The following is a 25,405-nucleotide window of genomic DNA, read 5'->3' as shown; positions in this document are numbered from 1 at the left end:
GGAGGAGACTGCGATGACGACGAAATTGATTCACGCCGTAACTGTTTCGGAAAGTTTGAGCTTTATGAATGGCCAATTGCGCTACTTGAAAGGACGGGGATTCGAGCCGAAAGCATTGAGTTCAAAAGGACCTGGATTTGAACAATTTCAAGCAAATGAACAAGTGGAAATGCTTGAACTGCCAATGGATAGGGGCATTTCACCAGTGCGTGATGTGCATTCATTGGCCCGTTGCATCTGGATATTGCGGCACCACCGCCCCTTGATCGTCAATGCCAGCACGCCTAAAGCCGGCCTTATCGTAACGCTTGCTGCCCGGATGTGCCGGGTGCCTGTCCGGATTTACACGATGCGGGGGTTGAGGCTAGAGACCACAATGGGATGGAAACACAGCCTGTTGCTGAGCATGGAAAAAATCGCGGCGGCGTCTGCCACCCACTGCCTGGCGGTATCGGACAGTTTAAAGGAGCGGGCGATTGAATTCGGCATCGCCGAGGAAGAAAAAATCAGCGTCCTCGGAAAAGGCAGCGGCGATGGCTTTGATGTAGCAAGGTTCCAGCATAGCCCTGAAATTGAAGCAGCCGGGGGTGGGCTGCGGGAGCGCTATCAACTCAGTAAAGAGCATATAGTTCTCGGGTTTGTCGGGCGATTGACGAAGGACAAAGGAATCAACGAGCTGGTCGCTGCTTTCAAGCACTTAAGCTGGAAAAATGAACAGTTGCGCTTGCTCGTTGTCGGCGACTACGAAGACGATGACCCGGTGGATGATCAAGTGAAATGGGAAATCGAACACCACCCGGGAATCATCAAAACCGGCTTTCTTCCAGACCCGGTCGCTCATTATCATTTGATGGACATTTTTGTATTCCTGACCAAACGTGAGGGTTTTGGCAATGTGTCCATCGAAGCGGCATTATGCGGGCTGCCGGTGGTCGCATCTGATGTGACGGGTGCAAGAAATACGATTGTCGACGGAAAAACCGGCGTACTTGTGGATCCTAGGAATTTGCAGGAAATCACGGAAACGCTTGAAGACTTCATAGCCTCGGAAAATTTGCGCGTCCGGTTTGGGGAAGCCGGGCGACAATGGGCAAGCGCCCATTTCAGCAACGAAGTGCTATGGAAAGAGCTGGACAGTTTTTATAAAAACTGCCTCAGCGAATCGTTGGTGCCAACCGGCGAATTGAACTAAGGGTTCAGGTCATGCGGGGAAAATCAAAAACAAAGGGGAGTTTCATTTGAAAACATATTATTACATTGCGTCTGCCGGAGTGCTCGGCGTGAAAACGAATATCAAAAGTTTTGGCTGGTCTTACGGACACAATGTCCCAGAAGGCACGAAGGAACAATACGAGCGCTGCGTAGTGCGCATGCAGGTCGAACTGAAGGAATTCAATGATGATGCTGAACACGAAGCAATGGGGAAATATCATTACTTCAGCGGTACGCCTGGCGCAGATAAGATTTATTACACACGCAATTATGCCGGCAAAGGCCGCATGCGCATCCGCGCAGAAGGGTTTTTGACAGATGAGCCGAAAATCACGGTCAACCGCGCTTATTATAAACTCATTACCCATCGAATCATGAACCTCCATTCCATCGGCTATATCATGACCGATTTGGCGACGCTATTGCTCTTGAGAAAAGGCTATGCGCCGATCCATTGCTCGGCATTCAAAAAAGATGACTCGACCTTGACGGTGTTCGCTCCGCCAGATACCGGCAAGACTTTGAGCAGTATGACGGCTTGCATGGAACACGGGGCAGAATTCATCGCAGAGGACCTGGCTATCACAGATGGTAAGACAATCCATTCCGTTCCATGGACCAGCACTTTCCGCTATTATTCTACAGTCGAGCAGGGCCTGGGAGCGAAAATCAAGAACCGTGTCGACAAGCTGCTGCCCGTCATGGAATACATTAGCTTTAAAAAGGCGGACCCGATTACAGAGTATGTCGGCGAACAGTCGATTCTCGACCATCAGGTAGTGACGCATGTCGCGATACTCGAGCGAGGCGACGACTATGTGGCCGAGCAGAGCGAATCGGTTGCGCTCCAAAAGCTGATGAACTTGAACCGTTACGAATTCAATTACCTGCGCTCGCCGCTTTTGACAGCTTATGAATTCTTCAATCCGGAATTGAAGATCGACCAGGCCCTCGCCAATGAACGCGAAATTTTGACGCAATTGATCCGGGGCAGCGACAAAGTATTCTCCGTGAAAAAGAACAATGCCACCCATTATGCGAAAGAATTATTGGAACAAATCGGGAGCCCGATTGTACCTGCAGCTGTGGTGCAAGGGGCCTGAAAGGGAGCGGTCCACCATGTCAGCGAAAGTATTGCACGCCATGACCATTGCCCAAAGCCTGCAGTTGGTAAAGGGCCAACTGAAAACATTGGAAACCCGCGGCTATGAAGTGAAAGCGTTAAGTTCAGAAGGGAATTACGCCGAAATCTTTGAACAAGAGGAAGGGGTAAAGGTGCTGCACGTCAATATGGAGCGCGAAATTGCCTTAAAACAAGATTTGGAGTCGCTGGTTGCCTGTATCCGCGTCATTCGCTCTGAAAAACCGGATATCGTCAACGCGGGAACGCCAAAAGCGGGATTGATTGTGTCACTCGCGGCATATTTTTGCCGCGTGCCTGTGCGCATCTATAATGTGTTGGGGCTGCGCTTGGAGACGACGGGCGGCATCAAGCGGCAAATCCTGCTGAGGGCAGAAAAAATCGCTGCTGCCTCGTCCACCCATCTGCTTGCTGTATCGCCGAGTTTAAAACAGCAAATTGTTGAACTCGGCATCGCCCCGGCTGACAAAATCAAGATTCTCGGTCATGGCAGCGTCAATGGTTTCAATCTGCAGCGTTTTGAACTGGATGAAGAGATGAAAAAGCGTGTAGAAGAAAAACGCCAGGCATATGGATGGACCGGCGAAGAACTCGTACTGGGTTCGATGGGGCGGATCACAAAAGATAAAGGCATTGATGAGACGGTGCGTGCGTTTACCGAGCTGCATGAGCGCCATCCAAACTTGCGCTTGCTTATCATCGGCGATTACGAATCGGCAGACGCAGTGTCCGATTGGACGCGGGAAACGATCACCGACCACCCGCACATCGTCCACGAAGATTACCAAATGGACCCGGTGCCGTTTTATCATTTGATGGACCTGTTTTTGTTCCTGACCAAGCGGGAAGGGTTCGGCAATGTTTCAGCGGAAGCGGCACTGACGGGAATCCCGGTCATCGCAGCGGATGTTACGGGCGCACGCGACACTTTATTGGACGGGGAGACCGGCTATTTGGTCGATCCCGACAGCCATGAGGATGTCATGGACAAATTGAATACCTTGATTAGTGATCCGGTGCTGCGCAAAGCGCTGGGCGCAGCGGGACAGGAATGGGTGCGCCAGAATTTCAGCAACGAAACCATATGGGAAGAGATGGACCATTATTACCGAAGCTGTTTACTCGAACGGTCTAGCGTACTAGGTGAAGCGCAGTAAACAAGTTTATCGTCAGGATTCAACCAAAACGAAAAACCCGGCAACTCATCTGCCGGGTTTTGTGCTGACATCATTCTTTTCTTGGAGCGATACTGACCGGGCGAATGGAGCCCCATGGCGCGACATCAATCGTGACTTCGAGATCAACCGCTTCTTCAAGTTCAGGGCCGTGGCCTTGCTCGACATAAAAGTTTTCCAGTTGTGGGGCGACAATGCGGCGATCGTATTTACTGCCATTGATGGCACCGAAAAACGGGTTTTCCTCTATCCGGCCAATAACAGCGTATCCATCTTCGCCTTCGGTCAATGTGAAATAGATTGCCCCGTCGGAAATTCCAGCAGGTGCTTCGAGGTCCGGATATTGAAGCATGACATATTCTCCATAAAACGGATCGAAGGGGTCAAATGGCTCGGCGCGCAAAACATAATGTTCGCCAAACCATGAAGTGGCGTAGAAGCTGACGACGAGCAATGCGACGAAGGCAGTCTGTAAGGCAGGCATTAGCCATTTCTTCATGTCACTGCACCTTCTTTCTTGCGATTAAGCCACCAGGCAATGCCCGATAGAGCGAATAGCAGGAGCGCACCAATCAAGAAGAACAGCGACATGTCAAGCCGCTCCCATGCGTAAATGACATAAATGACAAATTGGACGACGATAAAATAAACAAAACCTAAAGCGAGTGGCTGGTCTTGGCGCTGAGCGATAATCAAATAGGCGAGCGCCGTTAATTCAGCGGCAATGGCCAAAACGATGGCAGTTTCATCGTAAAGCATAAAGCCGACAAGCCCCAGTACGCCAAGCCACATTACATGGCGTTCGCGGAAATAGGCAAGTGCTAAAACGGCAGCTCCGGCAATTGCGAGTGCAATCGCTTCAAGCATCGTCAATTCGGCAAAAGCCATATCGCTTTCTCCGCGGATTGCCAAGAAAACAATCAACTGAATGCCGCCAACTAATAAGTAGAGCGGGCTCAACAACCTCTGCTTGTCTTGCGGAATCAGCAACAAGAGCAAAGTAAGCGCGAACAAGGTCCAGATTGGCACGAGCGGGCTTTCGATATCCCATATGCTCCAAACGAGCAAACCGGAACCGAATAGCAAGAGCCAGCTGAAGATCATGGCCAGCCCGTCTTTGCTCAGGAAGAACCAAACGAGCGTGACGGCAATGAAGAGCAACCATTCGATCAAGCCGATGCCGGGAGCTGCCGAGCTCAGGATGGTGATTCCGCTAATAAATGCCAATACGGTAAATGCAGAATGGCGCCAGATAAAGAAGTGTGCGATGGCCGCAATAAACAAAGCCCAAGGGACGATGCTAGAGCCGGTACCGAGATGAAAGGTTTGGCCGGTCACAATTAAACTTGCCCAGAACATCACGTAACCGAGTATGCGGAAAATGACGGGGTGGCCGAACCGTTTTTTCTCGGAAAAATGAGCAAGTATATAGAAAATCCACATGAGTACTACGACCATGCCGACTTTTGCGATGGCCGGGATGGCTTGCCAATTGGCGGCGATAAAACTGAAGACGGCAAGCGCAAAAAAGATTAAGCCGATAATGAGCAAAAGAGGCAGTTTGCGTTTTTTCGGCTGACGGGTCTCAAACGCCTGGATGCGTTCGGCCGTTTCGGTATCGATGACTCCTTCTGAGCGCCACTGGGCGATTTTGCGTTCCCATTCCATAGCGGGCACCTCCCTAATTATTAACTGTATTATAATCCTAAATTGTCAGAAATGATAGAAAACCAGACTGGTTTCTAGGTCAAATTTAGTGATTTAACCATTATCATAGTTGGGCGAAGTTTAGCATAAAGCATAGTGAGTTTTGTGTTTATTTGGCAATAGACATTTGTATAAAGAGGGTTTCAGCTTCCATATGGCGAAAGCTTCACTTTATTACAAAAGGGGGAGAAATAAGTGTTGTGGCCACTGAAAATTGGGCTTGCTGGAGCCGTAAAGGCTGGAGTGTGAAGACAGTGGAATTATTATATGAGTGGATGGGGCGCCTTCAAATGGCGGTTTTTCTACTAGCGGCGTTATTGATTCCGTGGTGGTTAAAGCGATATTTTTGGCTCGGTTTAGTGACAATAGGGTATATCTTGTACATAACTTGGAGGATTTATCTTCAAGCTATGGGAAAGACGGCAGAATTCTCGAGCGGATTTAGCGCAATGGCTTTACCTTATTTGGCAGGATTATCGCTGCTCGGCTATTTATTTCAAAAGTTGATCGACTATCGGAAGCATAAAGGTTTTAAGGACTAGTAGAGGGAGTGATAGGAATGATTATCGATCCAACGCAACAAAGCAGTAAAGAAAATTACAAGCTGCTAATCGGCAGTGTGTTGCCACGGCCCATTGCCTGGGTATCGTCTGTGTCGTCAGGCGGCGAGTTGAATTTGGCGCCTTTCAGTTTTTTCACTGTCGCTTCGCGCAATCCACCGATGCTGATATTTTCAATTGGTGAAGGAGTTGGGGCAAGGACCGGGACAGTAAAAGACACCCTCACAAATATCCGGGAGCAGGGGGAGTTTGTCGTCAATATCGTTTCGGCATCCCTCGCGAATGAAATGGCGAAAACCGGCGAGCATGTCGCGCCGGAGATCGATGAATTCGATTACGTAGGATTGACGCCGATATCATCTGAAGTGGTTTCAGTACCGCGCGTAAAAGAATCACCCGTCAGCATGGAATGCGAGCTGGTGCAGGTCATTCCGCTTGGCGACGATCATCTCGTCATCGGCAAAGTGCTGCGCTTCCATGTCCAAGATGACTTATATGACAAAGGCAGGATCGATACAGCAAAACTTGCGCCGATCGGGCGGCTTGCCGGAACTTATTCGCCTGTAGAATCGATGTTTACGTTGCCTAATGAGCATTTGGAAAGCTATTTGCGGCCACCGGTAGATAAAGACCGGGAGTAGCCGTACCCACGGGGAGGGATGATTCATGGTCTTACTGGCTAAAAACATTAGGTTTGAACGCTTGCGGAGAGAACATTTGCCTGAGCTTTATGGATGGATCACGAAAGAGCCCCAAATCAATCGGTTTTGGGGATATAGCTATAACGGTACTTACGGGGAATTTGTGCGCGAGTTTGTCGGCAGCATCAAAGGCCGTGACCCGACTGAGCCGTTTCTCATCTATTACCTGGATCAGCCGATTGGCTATATCCAAACCTTCCGCTGGAGCGACTATCCTGGCAGTGAACAGTTCCAGGAATTGCAGCATGCAGCCGGGCTAGATATTCTTATCGGGGCTCCCGCATACCGCGGAAAAGGATTTGGGCAAGCCATTATCCGGCGTTTTTTAGAGGAAGTGGTGTTTCGCGACGGATTTGTGACCTGCTGCATTACCGACCCCGATATCCGAAATAAGCCGGCCATTCGTGCTTATGAAAAAGTAGGATTTGAAATCGTCCGGCGCGTAGAAGAAGTTTCAGAAATTACACGCCCGGTGTGGTTCATGCGAATCGGACGACAGCAGCTAGAACAAAAGAAACCCTAGCCGAACGGGCTAGGGTTTCACTTTTTGTTCGGCATCACGGATTGCTTGTTCCATGAAGCGTACGGGTTGTTCGAGCATACGCCCGTGCCCGACAGCGAGAAAAGCAGGCTGCAATAAGGTTAATTTTTTAGCACTTTGAAGTGCTGTGCGCTTGTCCCATGTCGCCATGGCCGGAAACGGAAACAAAGGCTTGAACGTTCCGGAAACGGCTGTTCCACCACGCGTCTGGAAAGCATCTCCTGCAATGAGCACGCCTGTGCGTCTATCGAAAAAAGAAATGGATCCCGGGGAATGCCCAGGAGAAGAGACGACTTCGAGCGAACCGACCCGGTCGCCTTCTTTCAGTAGGCGGTCAGGCGGGGTCTGGATGTTTTTAGGGGTGCCGCCTTTGAGCGATTTGCCTGCGTCTTCCGGGGAAGCGCTGCTATCGCCTCGGAGGATTTTGGCTTCTCTGGCGGAGATGGATATTTGTGCCGCCGGGAATTGTTTTTTTAATGCGTCAAGTGCGCCGACATGATCGACATGGGCATGTGTCAATGCGATTTCTGTGATTGGCTTGCCGATGGTTTTTGCCGCCAAAGCGATGTCCCTAGCCGCAAATCCCAAAGCGCAATCGACAAGAGTTAAGCCTTCTTGTTCTTCGATTAAATAACAATTCACCGGAAATAGTTTTGGCATAAAAGCTAGTTGGTAAACATTCTGTACTTTTTTGACCCGCATAACCGCCAACTCCTTTTGGTTGATTATTGCCATTTTAACGCAATTGGCAGCGGAATTGAAGATACGGGGCAAATAGTTGTGCAGGGGACGAAGCTGGCGCATAATGACCCTATATCGATTTTAACGGAGGAGGAAATCCAGTTGGTGAAGTTAAAGGGCGTAGTGCCTGCCATGCGTAATTTAAAAGAATTCGAACGACTCCTTGCCAGCGACCAGGAGACGATCATTTTTCTGGAGGTCCGGCTCGCACAGCTCAAGCCGCTCGTCGCTGCTGCGAAAAAAGCAGGCAAAAAAGTCATCTTGCATGCCGATTTGATTCAAGGCTTGAAAACGGACGCTTATGGCATTGAGTATTTAGTGCGTGAAGTCAAACCGGACGGCATCGTCTCGACCAGAAGCAATGTCATCGCACTCGCGAAGAAAAATAAATTGACGACAATCCAGCGTCTGTTTTTGCTTGACAGCCATGCGCTCGAACATAATTTGAGTTTGATCGATCAAGTCAAACCCGATTATATTGAGCTTTTGCCAGGTCTTATTCCTTCAATCATTAAAGAAGTTCACGAACGGACCGGCATTCCGATTATTGCGGGCGGTTTAATCCGTACGAGGGAAGACATTGAACTAGCCTATCAAGGCGGAGCGCAAGCCGTTTCGACGTCACAGCCAGAATTATGGGATACGTAATTCACTCAAGCCCCTTCACCGACGCCCTTGTTAACGCGGGGCTTCATTTTTTGTCAGATTTCAGTCCCTTAAAGATGCTTGAAAAAATGTTGACAGCGTTTTCAAAAACTGCTAAATTGATTTTACAAGTTAAGGACCATGCAGGAGAATAGGAGATCCGCATCGGACAAGGCCCAAACCAATGGGCCTTCGTTCGATGCGGATTTTTTTGTCTATGGGACTTGATTCAACATGGAAATCTTGTTTGCCTTATAGAGTGAATGTTTTGGGTAAAGCAGGGTATTAAAAAAGGGGTGTAGGGAAAATGACTATGTTTTTAGCAGAATTGATCGGTACAATGATTCTCATCATTTTTGGTGCGGGTGTTGTAGCAGGTGTGGTATTAAAAGATTCAAAAGCGGAAAACTCAGGCTGGATCGTCATTACAATCGCTTGGGGACTCGCTGTCACAATGGGCGTTTATGCGGTCGGGAATTTCTCGGGAGCGCATTTGAACCCAGCGGTCACATTAGGTTTTGCATTTGTCGGTGAGTTTCCGTGGTCACAAGTGCCAACGTATATCGCGGCACAGATTTTGGGTGCCATTATCGGTGCCGTTATTGTTTTCTTCAACTATCTTCCACATTGGGACCGAACGAAAGAAGCGGAATCCAAACTCGCCGTGTTCGCGACCATTCCAGCAATCCGTCGCCCGTTCTCCAATCTGATCAGCGAAATCATCGGAACTTTTGTCTTGGTCATGGGCTTGTTGTTCATCGGCGCCAATGACTTTACGGAAGGTTTGAACCCATTAATTGTCGGTGCGCTTATCATCGCGATTGGCATGTCGCTTGGCGGCACAACAGGTTATGCGATCAACCCTGCGCGTGATTTAGGTCCGCGCATTGCCCACGCTTTGCTGCCAATTCCCGGAAAAGGGCCGTCTGACTGGAGCTATGCTTGGGTGCCGATTGTCGGGCCGGTCTTCGGCGGTATTTACGGAGCCGTTTTCTATAAAGCCTTGTTTACTGGAGAGTACGGTTTGTCCTTCTTCGCATTAAGTTTAGTGCTCGTCCTGGTATTTATCGGGGCAGCCAGTGTAGAATTGAAAAAAGGCCGAGTAAAGGCTAAACAATTACGAGAAAGAACTATTTCATAAGGTAGCGGAGGAGATTCCAGTGAGTAAAAAATATATTTTATCGATTGACCAAGGAACAACGAGTTCACGTGCTGTGCTATTGAACCATAACGGCGAAATCGTCGGCACGGGCCAGCAGGAATTCCAGCAATTTTTCCCGAAACCGGGTTGGGTCGAGCATGACGCCAATGAGATTTGGACATCGGTTCTGGCTTGTATCGCAGAGGTGCTGCGCAAAACAGATATCGATCCATCAGAAATTTCAGGCATCGGCATTACCAATCAGCGGGAAACGACAGTCGTCTGGGACCGCAACACTGGCAAGCCGATTTATAAAGCAATCGTCTGGCAATCACGCCAAACAGACGGCATTTGCAATGAATTAAAGGAACAGGGATTGAACGACACCTTCCGCAAAAAAACCGGTCTCTTGATCGATGCTTATTTTTCTGGCACGAAAGTGAAATGGATCCTCGACAATGTCGAAGGGGCGAGAGAAAAAGCGGATAATGGCGATTTAATGTTCGGCACGATCGACACATGGCTTGTCTACCGTTTATCTGGTGGGTCAACGCATATCACGGATTACAGCAATGCATCCCGTACGCTCATGTATAATATCCATGATCTTAAGTGGGATGACGAATTGCTTGATATCCTGACAGTTCCAAAGAGCATGCTTCCGGAAGTGCGCCAGTCATCCGAAATTTATGCGCATACGGTCAATTACCATTTCTTCGGCCACGAAGTGCCGATTGCGGGAATTGCCGGTGACCAACAGGCAGCCCTATTCGGCCAAGCGTGTTTTGAAAAAGGCATGGCAAAAAACACTTACGGTACCGGCTGCTTCATGTTGATGAATACTGGCGAAAAAGCAGTGGAATCCGAACACGGCTTGCTCACTACACTCGCTTGGGGTGTTGATGGAAAAGTCGAATATGCGCTCGAAGGCAGTATATTCGTGGCAGGATCCGCTATCCAATGGCTGCGTGATGGGTTGCAGGTTATCAATACGGCGCCTGAGAGTGAACAATTCGCTAAACAAGTGGATTCGACAGACGGTGTCTACATGGTGCCGGCATTTGTCGGGCTCGGCACACCGTACTGGGATACCGATGCAAGAGGCGCGGTATTCGGTTTGACGCGCGGTACGACGAAAGCGCATTTTATTCGTGCGACACTCGAAGCGCTCGCATATCAGACAAAAGACGTTGTAGATGTTATGATAGAAGATGCAGGGATTGAATTGAAAACTTTGCGCGTCGATGGCGGGGCAGTCGGCAACGATATGTTGATGCAGTTCCAGTCGGATCTGCTTCATGTACCTGTTGAACGGCCACGCATCCAGGAAACGACGGCGTTAGGCGCTGCTTACTTAGCTGGCCTCGCTACAGGATTCTGGAAAGACAAAGACGAAATTGCCGCTCAATGGCAACACGACAAAACTTACGAGCCGGAAATGTCAGAGGAAACAAGCGAACGCTTGTACACTGGCTGGCAAAATGCAGTAGCCGCCACTCGTACATTCAAGCCCGTAAACTAAACTTACAAGTTAATCAAACGAGAGATAAATGGCCGGAGACATAGAGAGACCATGCCAGTACAGCAGATGCAGATCTGCGGCTGTGTACGGGTCTCTCTTTTTAATGTGGAATATATTGGAAAAGGAGTCGGTTAAGAATGAAATTCTCAAGCCTAGAACGGACAAAAACTTATGGTCAAATGAAACAAGCGCCACTCGATGTATTAATCATCGGAGGCGGAATTACAGGAGCGGGGATCGCACTTGATGCTACGGCACGCGGCGTTCGCGCAGGCGTTTTGGAAATGCAGGATTTTGCAGCAGGCACTTCCAGCCGTTCGACAAAACTCGTGCACGGCGGATTGCGCTACCTGAAGCAATTTGAAGTGAAAATGGTCGCAGAAGTCGGCAAAGAACGAGAAATCGTCTATGAAAACGGGCCTCATGTGACAACGCCGGAATGGATGATGTTGCCGTTCCATAAAGGCGGCACATTCGGACCGCTCAGCACAAATGTAGGACTGCGCGTCTACGACTTTTTAGCGGGCGTGAAAAGAAGCGAACGCCGCCAAATGTTCTCCCGCGAAGAAGCGATTCGCCGGGAGCCGCTTGTGAAGCAAGAAGGATTAAAAGGTGCAGGATATTACGTTGAATACAAAACAGACGATGCACGTTTGACGATGGAAGTCATGAAAAAAGCTGTCGAAAAAGGCGCACTTGCACTGAACTATGTGAAAGTGAAAGGCTTCTTGTACGACAACGGAAAAGTGGTCGGCGTTGTAGCGGAAGATCAGCTCGACGGCACGATTCACGAAATTTTTGCGAAAAGAATCGTCAATGCTGCAGGCCCATGGGTCGACACATTGCGCGAAGAAGACAAATCGAAAAAAGGCAAAACTTTGCAGCTGACAAAAGGGATCCATTTGGTATTTGACCAATCCCGTTTCCCGTTGAAGCAAGCGATTTATTTTGATATGCCGGACGGCCGTATGGCATTCGCCATTCCGCGCCAAGGCAAAGTGTATGTCGGCACGACCGATACGGTTTACAAACAGGACATTGCTCATCCAACGATGACGACTGAAGACCGCGATTACGTCATAGAAGCTGTCAACTTCATGTTCCCAGATGTAAGAATCACAATCGCAGATATCGAATCTAGCTGGGCAGGATTGCGTCCGTTGATTCACGAAGAGGGCAAAGACCCATCCGAAATTTCCCGTAAAGATGAAATTTTTGTTTCTGATTCCGGCTTGATTTCAATTGCAGGAGGCAAGCTCACGGGCTACCGTAAAATGGGCGAGAGCATCATGGATCTGGTTACTAAGCAATTGCAAGAGGAATACGGTACTTCGTTCAAAAAAGTATCGACGAAAAAAATGGCGCTTTCCGGTGGGGAAGTCGGCGGTTCAAAAGGCTTTAAAGCATTTAAAGCAGACCGCATGAACCGTGCGGCTGAATTCGGCCTCACAGAAGACGCGATGGAAATGCTCGTCAACCGCTACGGCGCAAATGTCGATCAAGTATTGCGCCATTATACAGATGGGTTGGCTGATGCAGCTGATCATAATCTCGATCCGCTCGTCTATGCGATGTTGCAATATGGTATCGAATCCGAAGCGGTCTGCAAACCGGTTGATTTCTTCATCCGCCGTACGGGCGCGTTGTATTTCGATATCCACTGGGTTCATGCACATAAACAAGCCGGCGCAGATTATATGGCAGGCGTATTCAATTGGACGGCCGAGCAGAAAGCGCGCTACATGAAAGAATTGGAAACCCTTCTTCACGAAGCAGTCATTCCAACCGACCAATCTGAATTAAGTAAATAAGTGCTAACTGGCTCTGTAGCCCCTTGTCATTCATTTGATGAGGGGTTATTTTTTTGATGAAATTAATATTAATTATGCCATTAGTGCTAAAAGAGAAGTTTCAGAGGGTAGAGAATAATATCCATTATTTATCTAAATTCAAAAATATTTTTACATTGTCTAGGCATTTGTTCAGAAAGAAAGTATAATTTTTGTAACAATCTATTTGAATTATCAGAAAATATAGAGTGGAAAGTTTATGGGGGACGGTGAGGAGAATGATCAAGAAACAGACAACTATTGCAATGGCGGCTACGACATTAGCCCTTTCTCTGATAAGTTTAGGCACGAGCGAATATGCACAGGCATCATCTGAAAAACCGGTAGAGCGTGTCATTGTGAAAATGACGGAGCAGACTATAGAAAATGAGGCTGCACGAAAAGTCACAACAGCGAACAATGGAGAAGGGCAAATCGTCACGCTCGAAGTGCCAAAAGGACAAAGCCTGGAATCTTTCATGGCTGAACTATCCAAACAAAGCGATATCGAATACGTGGAACCGGATGTGCCCGTCGAGCTTGCGGCTATCCCGAGCGATCCGTTTTACGCGGGCTATCAATACCATCACCGGCTCATCGGTTCAGAATCTGCCTGGGACCGTACGATTGGACGTGATGATGTATTGGTGGCGGTGATTGATGATGGGTTTGATTTGGCACATCCCGATTTAAAGGGCCGAGTTGTCTCGCCATTCAATATCATCACAGGAAAACCTGGCAGTGTCAGTGTCGAGCTTCATGGTACACATGTGGCAGGCCTTATTGCAGGCAATATAAACAATAATGAAGGCGGAGTCGGTGTAGCTCCGGGAACGAGCATTATGCCGATTGATGTATTTGATGGAGAAGATGGTTTTATTTCAGATGTGGCTGCGGGGGTTTACCGTGCAGTGGATAATGGAGCAGACATCATTAACATGAGCCTGGTTGCTTATGCAGACACGAACGTCTTGAGAGACGCTGTGGAATATGCTCATGCCAACAATGTGCTAGTGGTGGCTGCTGCTGGCAACGACGGCATCAGTTCTCCTTATTATCCGGCTGCTTACAAAGAAGTGGTTTCTGTCGCTTCGACCGATGCTGCGGATCTGCACTCTGACTTTTCGAATTATGGCAAAACAATCGATATCGCTGCGCCAGGAACAGGTGTCTTTTCCATCTTTCCAGATGGTTTATTCGGTGGATTAGACGGGACTTCCATGTCGACGCCAATTGTCTCCGGTGCGGCAGCGCTGTTAAAAGCAAATGAACCGAAACTTAGCCATACCGATATCGCAGGACGCTTGATGCTGACGGCGAAAGACCTCGGGAAAGTTGGGAAAGATGATTATTATGGACATGGGCGATTGAATGTCGACCGCGCGCTGAGTTTGGATGCTAGCCATTGGTCGAACCGTCTATCGGGTGCGACGCGCTACGAAACGGCGGCAGCCATTTCCAAAGCCGGTTGGAGTTCGGCTTCAACCGTCATCATCGCAACTGGCAGCGATTTTCCGGATGCCTTAGCTGGAGGGCCGCTTGCCTACCAGGAAAATGCGCCGATCTTGCTGACCAAAGGAGATAGTTTGCATCCGGCTGCAGCAGCTGAAATTCGTCGTTTGAAGCCGGAACATGCAATTCTTTTGGGCAGTACCGGTGCACTTTCTGAAAATACTAAAACGCAAGTAAGCGAGCTGGTCGGAAGTGTTCGGCGCATCGGCGGCAAAACACGCTACGACACAGCCGCCCAGATCGCGAATGAACTGTCGAGTGAACGTGCGGTCGTCTCAAATGGCCAAAACTTCCCCGATGTGCTTTCGGTGTCGCCATATGCAGCGAAGCATGGCATTCCGATTTTGCTGACGCGCACCGGCACGTTGCCGGCAGAAACGAAAACAGCACTCACCGGCAAAAATTCGACGATCGTAACTGGCGGAACCGGTGCAATCAGCAATGCCGTCATGGTGCAATTACCGGATGCTACACGCTACGGCGGAGCAAACCGCTACGACACCGGAAAACTGATCAATCAAGGCTTGCCGATGGGGAAACAAAAAGCCTTTATTGCGACGGGCACAAATTTCCCTGACGCCTTAGCAGGTTCGGTACTCGCGGCTAAAAAAGACGCGCCGATTTTATTGACTGCGGCTAACTCGATCCCTTCCTCTACCAAGAGTTTGCTTCCAGCGTATCCGGCTTTTTCCATCTTCGGCAGCAAAGGGGCCGTTTCGCCTAATGTGAAGTTCGAAGTCGATTTGCAATTAAAGTAAACGACACAATGTCTTTTGCCAAAGAGGCTCCTCCAAAAAAGATTCCCTGCCTTTACATATCTTTAAGGATTTCAGGGTAAAGGAAAGTATCAGGCAGCATCGGCTGCAGCAGCTACTGTATTGGAGGATGAAAAGATGAGAAAGATGAATCGCGGAATGATTACGTCACTCGGGGCGATTGGCATCGCGCAAGGGTTGAAAATCGTTACACATAAAGTGGTGGCAGGAAAATGGGATTGGCAGCAAGCCTTCACGACAGGCGGCATGCCAAGCTCCCACTCAGCAGGCGTATCAGCACTCGCTGCCTATGTTGCTTCTAATAAAGGCGCACGCCATACGGAAACAGCACTCGCCGTCGTATTCGGGGCCATCGTTATGTACGATGCACAAGGAATCCGTCGACACACAGGTGAAATCGCACGACTGGTCAATGATCTCGAGGATAGCTTCATGCAAATTTCCGGAGAGTTCCCGAGCTTTGAATTTGTGGAGCGCGAGAAAGAGCTGAAGGAATTGCTTGGGCATCAGCCGATTGAAGTGTTTGCGGGTGCAGCATTCGGCACTTTGCTCGGCATCGTGGCCGCAAAAATCGAGAATCGCGAACGGGATTTGGAACAACAAAAACGACTGCCTCACAACGGGCGCATGAGCCGTTCAGATTACAGATGAAAATCCGCCGTAATGGCGGTTTTTTTGTTTGCGTTGAAAACGCTATGTAAAGTTTGTTAAGTGTTGGTGAAGAGTGTCCCTAAAGGGGTTACGGGAGGAGAGAAATCGGTTAGCCTAAAAGTGAAAGCAGACCCATTCGAAGGAGGAAGATCATTTGAAGATTTCTGCTCTGAACATTTCACTTTCGTCACTCGCTTTTGGCCTGGTATTCATGGCGCATTCCGAGCCCGCGACATTTGCCAGCGGGGCTGTAACAGGGAACAATCAGTACGAACCAGGACGCGGAGTGATCGAACGGCTGGGTCCTCAAAATGATGTGGAAGAAGAATTGGCCCAATTGGAACAGCGTGTAAACAGTAAAGACAACTTGACCATTGAGGAGTATCAGGAAATCCAAGGACAATTGGACGAGTTATTGCAGCGGGTGAACAATCAGGCGAAAGCGAGCGGACAACCGAACGTACAACTATTTGGCGAAGTACTCGAATTGCAGCAAACAATCACTGGAATCGATGTCCGCTAAATGGCTAAAGGTTTGCTATAGAGATGGATACAGGAAGCGATGCTCAGGCATTGCTTTTTCAATAGAGAAACCAATAGGCAAGTGCGATTCAATCTGCTATTCAGTGAAACGCATTAAAAATGAACAGCAAAAAAACAGGGACCCGTATATGTAGCGGGTCCCTGTTTTTGACGTTTAATAAGCGCCTTGTGAGTAGGTAAGTTCATAGCTGTGTGTGTAGATTTCGAAAATGTTGCCAAAAGGATCTTCGACGTAAACCATTTTATAAGGTTTATCATCGGGATAATATTCACGGATCGGCATCCGCTGTTTGCCGCCATGCTGTTTGATTTTTTCTACCAATTCTTCAATATTTGGATCCTGAATGCAGAAGTGGAAAATGCCCGTTTTCCAATACTCGAAATTATTCTCAGGTTTTTCATTGTGCGGGAATTCAAACAGTTCGACGCCAACTTTATCTCCTGTGGCAAGATGGGCAATCCGGAATTCCTTCCAGTCATTTCCGAAGACGTCACGGCACATTTGTCCGATGGCGGTATCATCATTGTATACGGGTGCTGGTTCCATGATGGTGTACCAGCCGAGTACTTCGGTGTAAAATTCTACTGCTTTGTCGAGGTCCGGGACAGATAAACCGATATGTGAAAAACTTCTTGGGTATGGCATCATTTGATGATTCCTCCTTTGTTTGGTTGACAGTTACAGTATGGGGGATTATTCTGCTATTGAATAGTATGCACTTTTTTGAGAGGTGCTACCCAAAAGGGAAGTAGGGAAACAAAATGGACAAATTGCTGAATGTGGACGAGCATGGCAAACTGAAGTGTTCGATCGAGTATACACTTCAAAAAATCGGCGGGAAATGGAAGCCAGTCATTCTGTGGCATTTAGCGTATGACGGCATACATCGTTATGGAGAGCTTAAGAAATTGATGCCGGGCATCACCCATAAAATGTTAAGCCAGCAATTAAAGGAATTGGAACAGGATCAGCTGATTGTGCGGAAGCAATTCAACGAAATGCCTTTGAAAGTGGAATACTCCATTTCTGATAAAGGCACTTCTTTAAAGCCATTGTTAAAGGAAATGCATAATTGGGGCAGTCGGCAAGACGAGTAGCTTTGCTTCTTAGCGAAAACGTCTTTCCTCAAGCTAGCTCTAATTACTTAAAAAGGCTATTTTTATATGCCGTAAGTCACGATTGATTATTCATTTTGTTGTTCAGAATTTTGAAATTTATTACCAATTGAGGACAAAATATTACAAAGGCAACCTAAGGTGGAGGTTTGACGTTCTAAGGTTTATAATGAAGAAAATTCGGGGATAAATTATGTCCGGCAGGAGGTACAGCTATGAAATGCACAAAGTGCGGCACGACGAATGATAAGTCTGCAAAGTTCTGTGATAATTGCGGCGCGCCGCTCGCTACAAGAACACAACGCAAACCGAAGCGCAATAAATTCATGTATGCGCTCGTATTATTGGCTATGTTATTAGGGCTTGGATTTGGCTTGGGACAACTATTGAACGATGAACAGCCGGAAGTGGCATTGCCGCAAGAAGACACCGAAGCTTCCGAGGAAGAGCCAGTAGAAGAACCACAGGAAGAACCGGTGGAAGAAGAGCCAGCGGAAGAACAAATGCCGGTAGAAGAGCCGGAAACACAAGTATCATCTGAAGAATCGGTTGAAGGCACGGTAACCAAAGCCGAAAATATTACCCATCCATCCGACCAAGAAGAAAAAGTCGAGCCGAAGAAAAAAGACAAAACGGCCGTCATTAAAGATGCGCAGTCTCGCGTCTATACCATCTTGACTGAAGGCGGGCAAGGGTCTGGGTTCTTGTTCTCAGAAACTGGCATGGTTGTAACCAATGCACACGTCGTGTCAGGGTATACGGACGTCATTGTGCGCAATATTAATGGCCAGGATCATGAAGGAACGGTTGTCGGAATTTCAGCTGAATCCGATATCGCCTTGATTCAAGTGGATGCTTTGACAGGAATCGCGCCCTTAGAAGTGGAAATGGCAGCGACCGATGTCGGAACGGAAGTTATCGCACTTGGCAGCCCATCTGGTTTTGAAAATACGGCTTCTATGGGCTACCTGACAGGCATCGACCGCGATTTCTACCAGGAGTTCACTTACGAAAACATTTACCAGATCGACGCAGCGCTGGCACCAGGTTCAAGCGGCGGGCCGCTACTCGATGCTGGAACTGGGAAAGTCATCGGCATCAACTCGCTATTGTTCCCTGAAGGGGATTCAATTGGATTCTCTATCCCGTTGTATTCGATGTATGACCAATTGGATGCATGGGTGAAAAACCCGATGAGCCGTGAAGCAGTCGCCAAAATCTTCCCAGCCTACGATGATTTTGACAGCAACTACGAAGACGAAGATTATGAATTCGATTACAGCACCACGCATGAATTCACTGAAGAATCATTGACCGAGTTTATCGTAAGCTATCAGGAATTTTACGAATTGGCATTGCAAGAAGAAGATTTCTACTATGTCCAGAACTTACTGGTTTACCAAAGCAATATTTACAATAGCATGATCGAATACATTGACCAGATTGCTGGTAAAAACATGGAGCACATCTTCACTAAACTGGATATCACCAATATGGAAGTCAAGGAAGATCATGCCCTTGTCTATACAGAAGAAGCGTTCGAGTTTAAAGACGCAGAAGGCAATTGGTCGGTGCAAGAACGCACGAAAGTCTATACGGTTGTCATGGACGATTATGGATTCTTCTATATTTCCGATATCGTCAATGTAGAATAATGAAAAGCCCTGAATGGAAATTCAGGGCTTTTTTGATGGATGAAATAAAGAACGCAGCTTCCTTTTGGGAGGCTGCGTTCTTGTCGTTTAGCTGCTCGAGACGAGGTCGGCTACGAGAATATAGCGTTCAGGAGCGTAGCCGACGAAATCAAAAGGATAGCACGTCGAGACAGTCAGCGTGGCCCTTGGTTTTGGGACAATGACGGTGCGGTCGTCTTCGTCGACAATGCGTACTTGGCGAACGCGGTATGTGAAGGTGCCATCAGCTGTCTGGACGATGAACTCATCGCCTTTGCCAACTTGTCCAAGCTCACGAAATACAGTATCGCGATGCCCAGACAAGACCGAGTTGTCGGATTGCCCTGGCATCACGCTCCCTGCATAATGGCCGACGCCTTTTTCCAGTTCGTCTTCATCGGTGCCGTGAATGATTGGCAGGCTTGCCCCTAGTTTAGGAATAATGAGTTCGCCCATCAAGTCGCCGATTTGGGGGTCGGATGGATAGCTGATGTCTTTTGGAAGTTGCCCTGTTTCTGCTGGTTCTGCCGGTTTTTCCAAATCCTTAAGGCTTTCCGCAGGTTCCGCATCCGGCAAGGAAACTTCAGCGTTTGTAGTCTGCAATTTTGGCGCGAAATCTTCCGCAGAGACAGCATCAGCTTTGTACAAAAGATAGCCTTTTGCGAAAGTCGCTGCCTGGGTGCCGCTGAACCAGATGCCGAAAACAATCATTCCGGCTGCGGCAATCGTCATCAACCAGGAAATGGTTTTTTTACTCATGCTGTGCGCTTCACTCGGGAACGTCTGAACAACAAAGCACCAAATACAACAAAGGCAAAGCCAATGAACATATTTGCCGCAAAATCACTTGCTGTTTTTGGCAATTTGCCGCCTTTGACGGTTTGGTTCGTGTTATCCACAGGCTGTGTCGGAATCGGTGTAATGGTCGGTGTGCTGTCTTCCAATTCTTTTCCGGTATCAATGATGAGGTCCGAACCGAACATGTCAGCAGTCAACAGGATATCTGCCAGGAATTCACCTTGAGTATTGTATAGCTCAATCAACAGGTCGTAACCATCTGTCGACTCGAGAGAAATAAGGGATTGAACACTCATCTCTTTTTTCTCGTCGCCTTTAACAAAATAATACTTGGCTTTCATTTCAAAGATTTCCATAAACTCATCGTAGATCGACAAAAGTTCCGCGATTTGTTCAGCGGATAATTCGGTTACAGTCGAAAATTCCTCGATCGCTATCATGCGTTCGCTAAGTGCCATCAAGCGTTCTTCGAATTGTGGATTTGTGTAATCGAGTGTTTCGAAATGCTGTGCCAACCGCTCAAGTTCTTGCTCGGTCAAGCCGAATTCACTAAATACACTCTCCACATCCAGATCGAACAGCCAATCTTCTTGGTAGAACATAATGGAGCTTTCCAAGTCTTCGATAAACTCATAGTCTACAAGAGATTCGTCGAACAAATTAAGGAATTGTTCCAGTTCTTCTTTTGAAGCAAATCCGTAATCCTCTAGTAAAGAGGCTAGGTTTTCATCTGTAATCGATGTTAGGTCCAGATCGAAATTCAAGTAAAAATCGAGCGATTGTTCCAGTTCTTCCACGAAAATGATAAAATCCCCGTCCAATACGTCGACACCCGTGTCCAGGTCTCCGAATTCTTCCAACAGGCTGTTTAATTCCGCCCGCGTCAATTCGTATGTATCCATGAGTTGCAAAATGCTGTCTTCTGTCAGCGGCGTACCGAGTTCGATGGAAGAATAAAAATCATCCAAAGTCCATCCTTTAGTGTCTAAATAGTCGATGTAATCCGCTTTTTCCCAGCCGATTTCAGCCAATAAGCGGTTAAACCCACGATCATCCTCTGAAATAGCGGATGCAGTCGCTGTCCCGATCATAATTGTCAATAACAGGGAAGTGATAATGGTGAAAATACATTTCATTTGAATCCTCCTATATGTGAAATAAATGGAATATCTAGAATAGTATAGTCGTGAATCATTACTTTTAGAATGGGTCAATAGAATTATAAGTGGTGCAAACATCGCCGGGGCATCGACTAGAATTTCGAATGAAAAAAATTAATTATTCGAATTGTCTTGCATTTTAGTTATTCATTATCGTATAGTCTATACAATAATGAATAAATGAGGTGAATAGATGCACCGACATTTGCTTGTGCCAGATTCTATAGAAGAAGTTATGGCCATGCACGACGAAGATATTATTGTTACTAATAGGGAAGGGCGCATTATCAAAGTCACAGAATTGAGTGGCCTACACTACGGAGTGGAACCGGCTGCCTTGCTCGGCCGATCGATCTATGAATTGGAGAAAGAAGGTGTTTTTACACCAGCAGTCACTCCGCAAGTCATCGAACGGAAGAAAAAACTGGTGCTTGTCCAGGAGACCGCCAGCGGTAAGAAGATGCTCATTACGGGCATGCCGGTTTTTGATGAGCAGCGGGAAGTCGAATATGTCATCAGTTACTCCTACGAAGTGTCAGAACTAATGATCATGAAAGAATACCTGGAATCGCTCGAAACCGAAATGGACCGTGTTAAAGGAGAACTTGCATATTTGAGGGGAAGGGATGTACCGGTTGAAGGATTCATTGCACAAAGCGCGCAGTCTGAACGTGCCTTGCGCAGCGCATTGAAAATGGCGGAATACGATGCGCCTCTCGTCATCGAAGGGCCAAGGGGAACCGGCAAAAGCTTAATCGCAAAGCTGATCCATCAACATAGTGCACGGCGTGAGGAAGCGTTTATCGAAGTGGATTGCGGGGCGATCCCCGACACCATATTCGTGGAATCCTTTAATGAAACAGACGGCTATTTTAGTCTTGCTGCAGGTGGGACACTAGTGCTCAACGAAATCGATCGCCTATCATGCCGAGCCCAGTCGATGCTCGAGAAGCTGCTGGCAGAAAAACGCGACATCCGACTCATCGCGATTAGCGAAACGTCTTTAGAGGCACATATGCAAGCAGGTGCATTCCGTGAAGCCTTGTTTTACTTATTGAACATTTCGCATATCGAACTGGCCGGTCTCCGTGGACGTCCAGAAGACTTGGAAGCATTCTTGTTACAAGTACTTGAAGAACTCGGCCGGAAATACGGCACACGAAAAAAATTGGCCGATGCGGCGTATATGCATCTACTGCAATTGGAGTGGAAAGGCAATTTCCGGGAAGTCCGCAATGTGCTGGAACGCAGTTATTTGGAAAGCGAGTACGCTGACATTCGTCTCGAAGACTTACCGGCGAGTTACCGCCCAGCGCAAGACGAACAAGTGGGCATCGAACTCGAAGGCCGGACCTTGCCGCATCTACTGGATGTAGTCGAAAAGAAAGTGCTCGAGAATGCCAAGAAACGCTACCGGACAACGACTGAAATAGCGGAACGGCTGGGTATCAGCCAGCCATCAGTTGTCCGCAAATTAAAAAAACACGCTATCGCAACAGGAAGGGATGAAGACTTATGACAACGAAACAAACACCAGGCTGGATGGACATGACGAATTCGATCGGCAATTTACTTGCGCCGAGTATGGCAAAAGACCATCCAAATCTTCCGGTCGTGAAAGCGGAAGGCTGTTATTACTACGGGGCGGATGGACGCACTTATCTGGATTTCACGTCCGGCATTGCGGTGGAGAATGTTGGACATCGCCACCCGAAAGTCGTTCAGGCAATCAAAGACGGGGCGGACCATCTAATCCATGGGCCTTCGGGGGTCATCATTTACGAATCGATCTTGAAATTGGCGTACGAACTGCAGCAAATCATGCCAGGGAAACTCGATAACTTCTTTTTCGCCAATAGCGGCACCGAAGCGATCGAAGGCGGCATCAAGCTGGCGAAATATGTAACGAAACGCCCGTATGTTGTGTCTTTCACAGGCAGCTTCCATGGCCGTTCGATGGGCGCGCTCAGCGTATCGACCTCGAAAAGCAAATACCGTAAGCATATGCAACCCTCTTGGCTGACGTATCAATTGCCGTATGCACATCCGGATGATTTGCCGGAAGGAGCAGACCCAGCTGTCTTTTTCCCGGAGAAACTCGAACGCGATATCGAAAAGCTTTTCAATCATCAAGTGACACCGGAAGAAGTTGCTTGCATCATCTTAGAACCGGTACTAGGTGAAGGCGGCTATATCATTCCGCCGAAAGAATGGTTGGAAAAAGTCCGCGAAATTTGCGACCGACATGGCATCCTGCTTATTTTTGATGAAGTGCAAACAGGCTTTGGCCGTACCGGCAATTGGTTTGCGGCGCAGACTTTTGGCGTCACGCCGGACATTATGGCAGTTGCAAAAGGCATCGCAGCCGGACTTCCGCTAAGCGCGACGGTGGCCTCGAAAGAGTTGATGGATCAATGGCCGCTTGGTACGCATGGGACGACATTCGGCGGCAATCCACTCGCCTGTTCAGCAGCACTTGCTTCTATAGAAGTATTAAAAGAAGAACGGCTATTGGAAAATGCCCAAACACTGGGCGCCTATGCCCTCAAAGAGCTGGATAAGCTAAAGCAAAAACATCCCGTCATCCGTGAAGTGCGTGGCGTTGGGCTTATGATTGGCATCGAATTGATGGATACTAAAACGAAACGGCCGGATGGGAAAGCAGTCATGGAAGTTTTGGATGATTGCCTGAAGCAAGGGGTGCTGTTCTATTTATGCGGCAATTCAGGAGAAGTCATCCGGATGATTCCGCCTCTCGTTGTCACGCAAGAGCAGATTGATGAAGGTATTCAAGTGCTCGACCAGGCATTAACGAACTTACGGTAACAATTGAAGGGGATTATACAAAAGGGGGAAACGTTCATGACCAGCATTCCAAAAGAAAAACAGGCTTTATCGCCATCTGCCACATGGAAATTCATCATCCCATCACTAATCGGTGCGCTGTTATTTTTGGTGCCTGTTTCGTATGAGGGGCAAATTACAATAGGGGTCGGAATTTTGGCTTCTTTTCTGCTCAGCACATTCGGCGAGTGGATTCCTGGATTCATCCTGATTCTTCTTGGCTTTTCCGCAGTCACAGGGTTAGTAGCGACAATCGCAAAGCCTGATTTTATCCGCAATTCCGAGATGCTGCGCCCGATTTTCATTATCGGCCCTGTCAGCTTGGCCATTCGCTTTATCGGGTTTGCGGTTGGCGTCATGGCATTCTATGAAGTCGGCCCTGAAGCGATTGCTTCGCGCAATACAGGCGGCGTTGTGCTTTATGACCTGGCGCCGGTGCTCTTGACTTGGTTCTTGTTTGCCGGCATCTTGTTGCCGCTGCTCGTTGAATTCGGCTTGATGGAATTCGTTGGGACTTTGCTCAATAAAGTGATGCGTCCGGTGTTCACACTTCCAGGCCGTTCGTCGATCGATGCCATGGCCTCCTGGATGGGCGCGGCACCAGTCGGAGTACTTGTAACGATGAAACAGTATGACGAAGGCTATTACACGAAAAGGGAAGCGGCTGTCATTGCGACAACGTTCTCCATCGCTTCGGTCGCCTTTAGTTTAGTCGTCGCTAATGTAATCGGTATTGGACATCTCTTCTTGCCGTTTTATTTAGCGGTTTCGGTTGCTTGTCTTGTGGCCGCAGTCATCATGCCGCGAATTCCGCCTTTGTCTCGCAAAACTGATACATACCGCGAAGGTGTCGGCAAACAAATTGATGACACGGTTCCAGAAAATGTGTCTCTGGTTAAATGGGGTTTTGAAGCTGCGCGTATGAAAGCGAGTCGTGCTGCTAGCGGCAAGAAGCTTGCACAGTCCGGCATCGGGACGGTTATGGACATTTGGCTCGGGTTGATTCCGTTGGTGATGGCGCTTGGCACAGCGGCACTGGTCATTGCAGAATATACGCCGATCTTCCGAATCATCGCCTATCCGCTCATCCCAATACTGACGCTTCTAGGATTGCCAGAAGCGGCTCAAGCAGCGCCGACTTTACTGGTCGGATTTGCGGACATGTTCTTGCCTGCTGTTCTTGGCAGTGGCATCGAGAGCGACCTGACGAAGTTCGTCATCGCCGGCATGTCGCTCACACAATTGATTTACATGTCTGAAATTGGTATCTTGATTTTGAAATCAAATATCCCGGTGAAGTTCTGGGAGCTATTGGTAATTTTCCTATTGCGCACAGTGATTACCTTGCCGGTCATAGTCCTGTTCGCTCACCTTTTCGCTTAAGCAAAAGCCTCCGCCTTAGCGGAGGCTTTTTTGC

The 25,405-nt window shown here is 48.1% G+C and carries 24 protein-coding genes; 18 read left to right on the top strand and 6 right to left on the bottom strand.

Translation table 11 applies throughout. The features are described 5' to 3' along the window. Positions 1 to 13: 13 nt before the first annotated feature. Genes AY633_RS03535 through AY633_RS03525 form a run of 3 tightly spaced genes read left to right on the top strand, consistent with a single transcriptional unit; the run spans position 14 to position 3,510 of the window. On the top strand, positions 14 to 1,192 hold the full coding sequence (locus tag AY633_RS03535; RefSeq protein WP_068486531.1) for a glycosyltransferase family 4 protein: 1,179 nt from the start codon (positions 14 to 16) through the stop codon (positions 1,190 to 1,192). 46 nt (positions 1,193 to 1,238) lie between these two features. Beyond that, the gene (locus AY633_RS03530; protein ID WP_068486529.1) at positions 1,239 to 2,315 is read left to right on the top strand and encodes a hypothetical protein; all 1,077 of its coding nucleotides are present in this window, start codon (positions 1,239 to 1,241) and stop codon (positions 2,313 to 2,315) included. Positions 2,316 to 2,331: 16 nt separating this feature from the next. Further along, the gene (locus AY633_RS03525) at positions 2,332 to 3,510 is read left to right on the top strand and encodes a glycosyltransferase family 4 protein (protein ID WP_068486527.1); all 1,179 of its coding nucleotides are present in this window, start codon (positions 2,332 to 2,334) and stop codon (positions 3,508 to 3,510) included. Between the two features lie 70 nt (positions 3,511 to 3,580). Here AY633_RS03525 and AY633_RS03520 read toward each other — a convergent pair whose 3' ends face one another. After that, on the bottom strand, positions 3,581 to 4,027 hold the full coding sequence (locus AY633_RS03520; RefSeq protein ID WP_068486525.1) for a GDYXXLXY domain-containing protein: 447 nt from the start codon (positions 4,025 to 4,027) through the stop codon (positions 3,581 to 3,583). Further along, the gene (locus AY633_RS03515) at positions 4,024 to 5,196 is read right to left on the bottom strand and encodes a DUF2157 domain-containing protein (RefSeq protein ID WP_068486523.1); all 1,173 of its coding nucleotides are present in this window, start codon (positions 5,194 to 5,196) and stop codon (positions 4,024 to 4,026) included. The genes AY633_RS03520 and AY633_RS03515 overlap by 4 nt, the downstream gene beginning before the upstream one ends. A 293-nt stretch (positions 5,197 to 5,489) precedes the next feature. On the opposite strand from AY633_RS03515, the gene AY633_RS03510 reads away from it, so the two are divergent. From AY633_RS03510 to AY633_RS03500, 3 genes are read left to right on the top strand one after another with little or no spacing between them, the layout of a single operon-like run. Next, entirely contained in the window at positions 5,490 to 5,777 is a 288-nt protein-coding gene (locus AY633_RS03510) for a hypothetical protein (RefSeq protein ID WP_141705872.1), read from the top strand. 17 nt (positions 5,778 to 5,794) lie between these two features. Continuing rightward, complete coding sequence (locus tag AY633_RS03505) at positions 5,795 to 6,436, top strand: flavin reductase family protein (protein ID WP_068486519.1); 642 nt, start codon at positions 5,795 to 5,797, stop codon at positions 6,434 to 6,436. 25 nt (positions 6,437 to 6,461) lie between these two features. Continuing rightward, positions 6,462 to 7,019, top strand: a complete 558-nt coding sequence (locus AY633_RS03500) for a GNAT family N-acetyltransferase (protein ID WP_068486517.1) — start codon at positions 6,462 to 6,464, stop codon at positions 7,017 to 7,019. Between the two features lie 9 nt (positions 7,020 to 7,028). Here the strand turns inward: AY633_RS03500 and AY633_RS03495 are convergent, their stop codons facing one another. Next, entirely contained in the window at positions 7,029 to 7,739 is a 711-nt protein-coding gene (locus AY633_RS03495; protein ID WP_068486515.1) for an MBL fold metallo-hydrolase, read from the bottom strand. Between the two features lie 141 nt (positions 7,740 to 7,880). Here AY633_RS03495 and AY633_RS03490 point away from each other — a divergent pair, with 141 nt between their 5' ends. From AY633_RS03490 to AY633_RS03460, 7 genes are all read left to right on the top strand, one after another. Beyond that, complete coding sequence (locus AY633_RS03490; RefSeq protein ID WP_068486514.1) at positions 7,881 to 8,426, top strand: glycerol-3-phosphate responsive antiterminator; 546 nt, start codon at positions 7,881 to 7,883, stop codon at positions 8,424 to 8,426. Between the two features lie 304 nt (positions 8,427 to 8,730). Continuing rightward, positions 8,731 to 9,564, top strand: a complete 834-nt coding sequence (locus AY633_RS03485) for an MIP/aquaporin family protein (RefSeq protein WP_068463492.1) — start codon at positions 8,731 to 8,733, stop codon at positions 9,562 to 9,564. A gap of 19 nt (positions 9,565 to 9,583) precedes the next feature. Beyond that, a complete protein-coding gene (glpK, locus tag AY633_RS03480; protein WP_068486512.1) occupies positions 9,584 to 11,086 on the top strand; it encodes a glycerol kinase GlpK in 1,503 nt (500 codons plus the stop codon). Between the two features lie 137 nt (positions 11,087 to 11,223). Beyond that, positions 11,224 to 12,897, top strand: a complete 1,674-nt coding sequence (locus tag AY633_RS03475) for a glycerol-3-phosphate dehydrogenase/oxidase (protein ID WP_068486510.1) — start codon at positions 11,224 to 11,226, stop codon at positions 12,895 to 12,897. Positions 12,898 to 13,154: 257 nt separating this feature from the next. After that, positions 13,155 to 15,185 (top strand): cell wall-binding repeat-containing protein, encoded by a 2,031-nt coding sequence (locus AY633_RS03470; protein WP_068486508.1) that lies wholly within the window; start codon positions 13,155 to 13,157, stop codon positions 15,183 to 15,185. Between the two features lie 135 nt (positions 15,186 to 15,320). Continuing rightward, entirely contained in the window at positions 15,321 to 15,854 is a 534-nt protein-coding gene (locus AY633_RS03465) for a divergent PAP2 family protein (RefSeq protein ID WP_068486506.1), read from the top strand. Between the two features lie 154 nt (positions 15,855 to 16,008). Then, positions 16,009 to 16,377: a hypothetical protein gene (locus AY633_RS03460; protein WP_068486504.1), complete on the top strand. Its 369-nt coding sequence runs from the start codon at positions 16,009 to 16,011 to the stop codon at positions 16,375 to 16,377. Between the two features lie 174 nt (positions 16,378 to 16,551). Here AY633_RS03460 and AY633_RS03455 read toward each other — a convergent pair whose 3' ends face one another. Beyond that, complete coding sequence (locus tag AY633_RS03455; protein WP_068487857.1) at positions 16,552 to 17,043, bottom strand: lactoylglutathione lyase family protein; 492 nt, start codon at positions 17,041 to 17,043, stop codon at positions 16,552 to 16,554. Positions 17,044 to 17,159: 116 nt separating this feature from the next. Here AY633_RS03455 and AY633_RS03450 point away from each other — a divergent pair, with 116 nt between their 5' ends. Then, the gene (locus AY633_RS03450) at positions 17,160 to 17,495 is read left to right on the top strand and encodes a winged helix-turn-helix transcriptional regulator (protein WP_068463479.1); all 336 of its coding nucleotides are present in this window, start codon (positions 17,160 to 17,162) and stop codon (positions 17,493 to 17,495) included. 233 nt (positions 17,496 to 17,728) lie between these two features. Continuing rightward, entirely contained in the window at positions 17,729 to 19,168 is a 1,440-nt protein-coding gene (locus AY633_RS03445) for a trypsin-like peptidase domain-containing protein (protein WP_068486502.1), read from the top strand. 87 nt (positions 19,169 to 19,255) lie between these two features. Here the strand turns inward: AY633_RS03445 and AY633_RS03440 are convergent, their stop codons facing one another. After that, positions 19,256 to 19,945 (bottom strand): class D sortase, encoded by a 690-nt coding sequence (locus tag AY633_RS03440; RefSeq protein WP_068486500.1) that lies wholly within the window; start codon positions 19,943 to 19,945, stop codon positions 19,256 to 19,258. Continuing rightward, entirely contained in the window at positions 19,942 to 21,120 is a 1,179-nt protein-coding gene (locus tag AY633_RS03435) for a processed acidic surface protein (protein ID WP_069576161.1), read from the bottom strand. The genes AY633_RS03440 and AY633_RS03435 overlap by 4 nt, the downstream gene beginning before the upstream one ends. A gap of 217 nt (positions 21,121 to 21,337) precedes the next feature. Here AY633_RS03435 and AY633_RS03430 point away from each other — a divergent pair, with 217 nt between their 5' ends. Genes AY633_RS03430 through AY633_RS03420 form a run of 3 tightly spaced genes read left to right on the top strand, consistent with a single transcriptional unit; the run spans position 21,338 to position 25,371 of the window. Beyond that, a complete protein-coding gene (locus AY633_RS03430; RefSeq protein ID WP_068486498.1) occupies positions 21,338 to 22,663 on the top strand; it encodes a sigma 54-interacting transcriptional regulator in 1,326 nt (441 codons plus the stop codon). Further along, a complete protein-coding gene (locus AY633_RS03425) occupies positions 22,660 to 23,970 on the top strand; it encodes an aspartate aminotransferase family protein (RefSeq protein ID WP_068486496.1) in 1,311 nt (436 codons plus the stop codon). The genes AY633_RS03430 and AY633_RS03425 overlap by 4 nt, the downstream gene beginning before the upstream one ends. A 36-nt stretch (positions 23,971 to 24,006) precedes the next feature. After that, entirely contained in the window at positions 24,007 to 25,371 is a 1,365-nt protein-coding gene (locus tag AY633_RS03420; protein ID WP_068486494.1) for a YjiH family protein, read from the top strand. Positions 25,372 to 25,405: the final 34 nt, after the last annotated feature.

Source organism: Planococcus maritimus, from assembly GCF_001592825.1.
In the GTDB taxonomy this organism is placed as follows: Bacteria; Bacillota; Bacilli; order Bacillales_A; family Planococcaceae; genus Planococcus; species Planococcus maritimus_C.
This window is presented reverse-complemented; position numbering and strand designations above follow the sequence as displayed.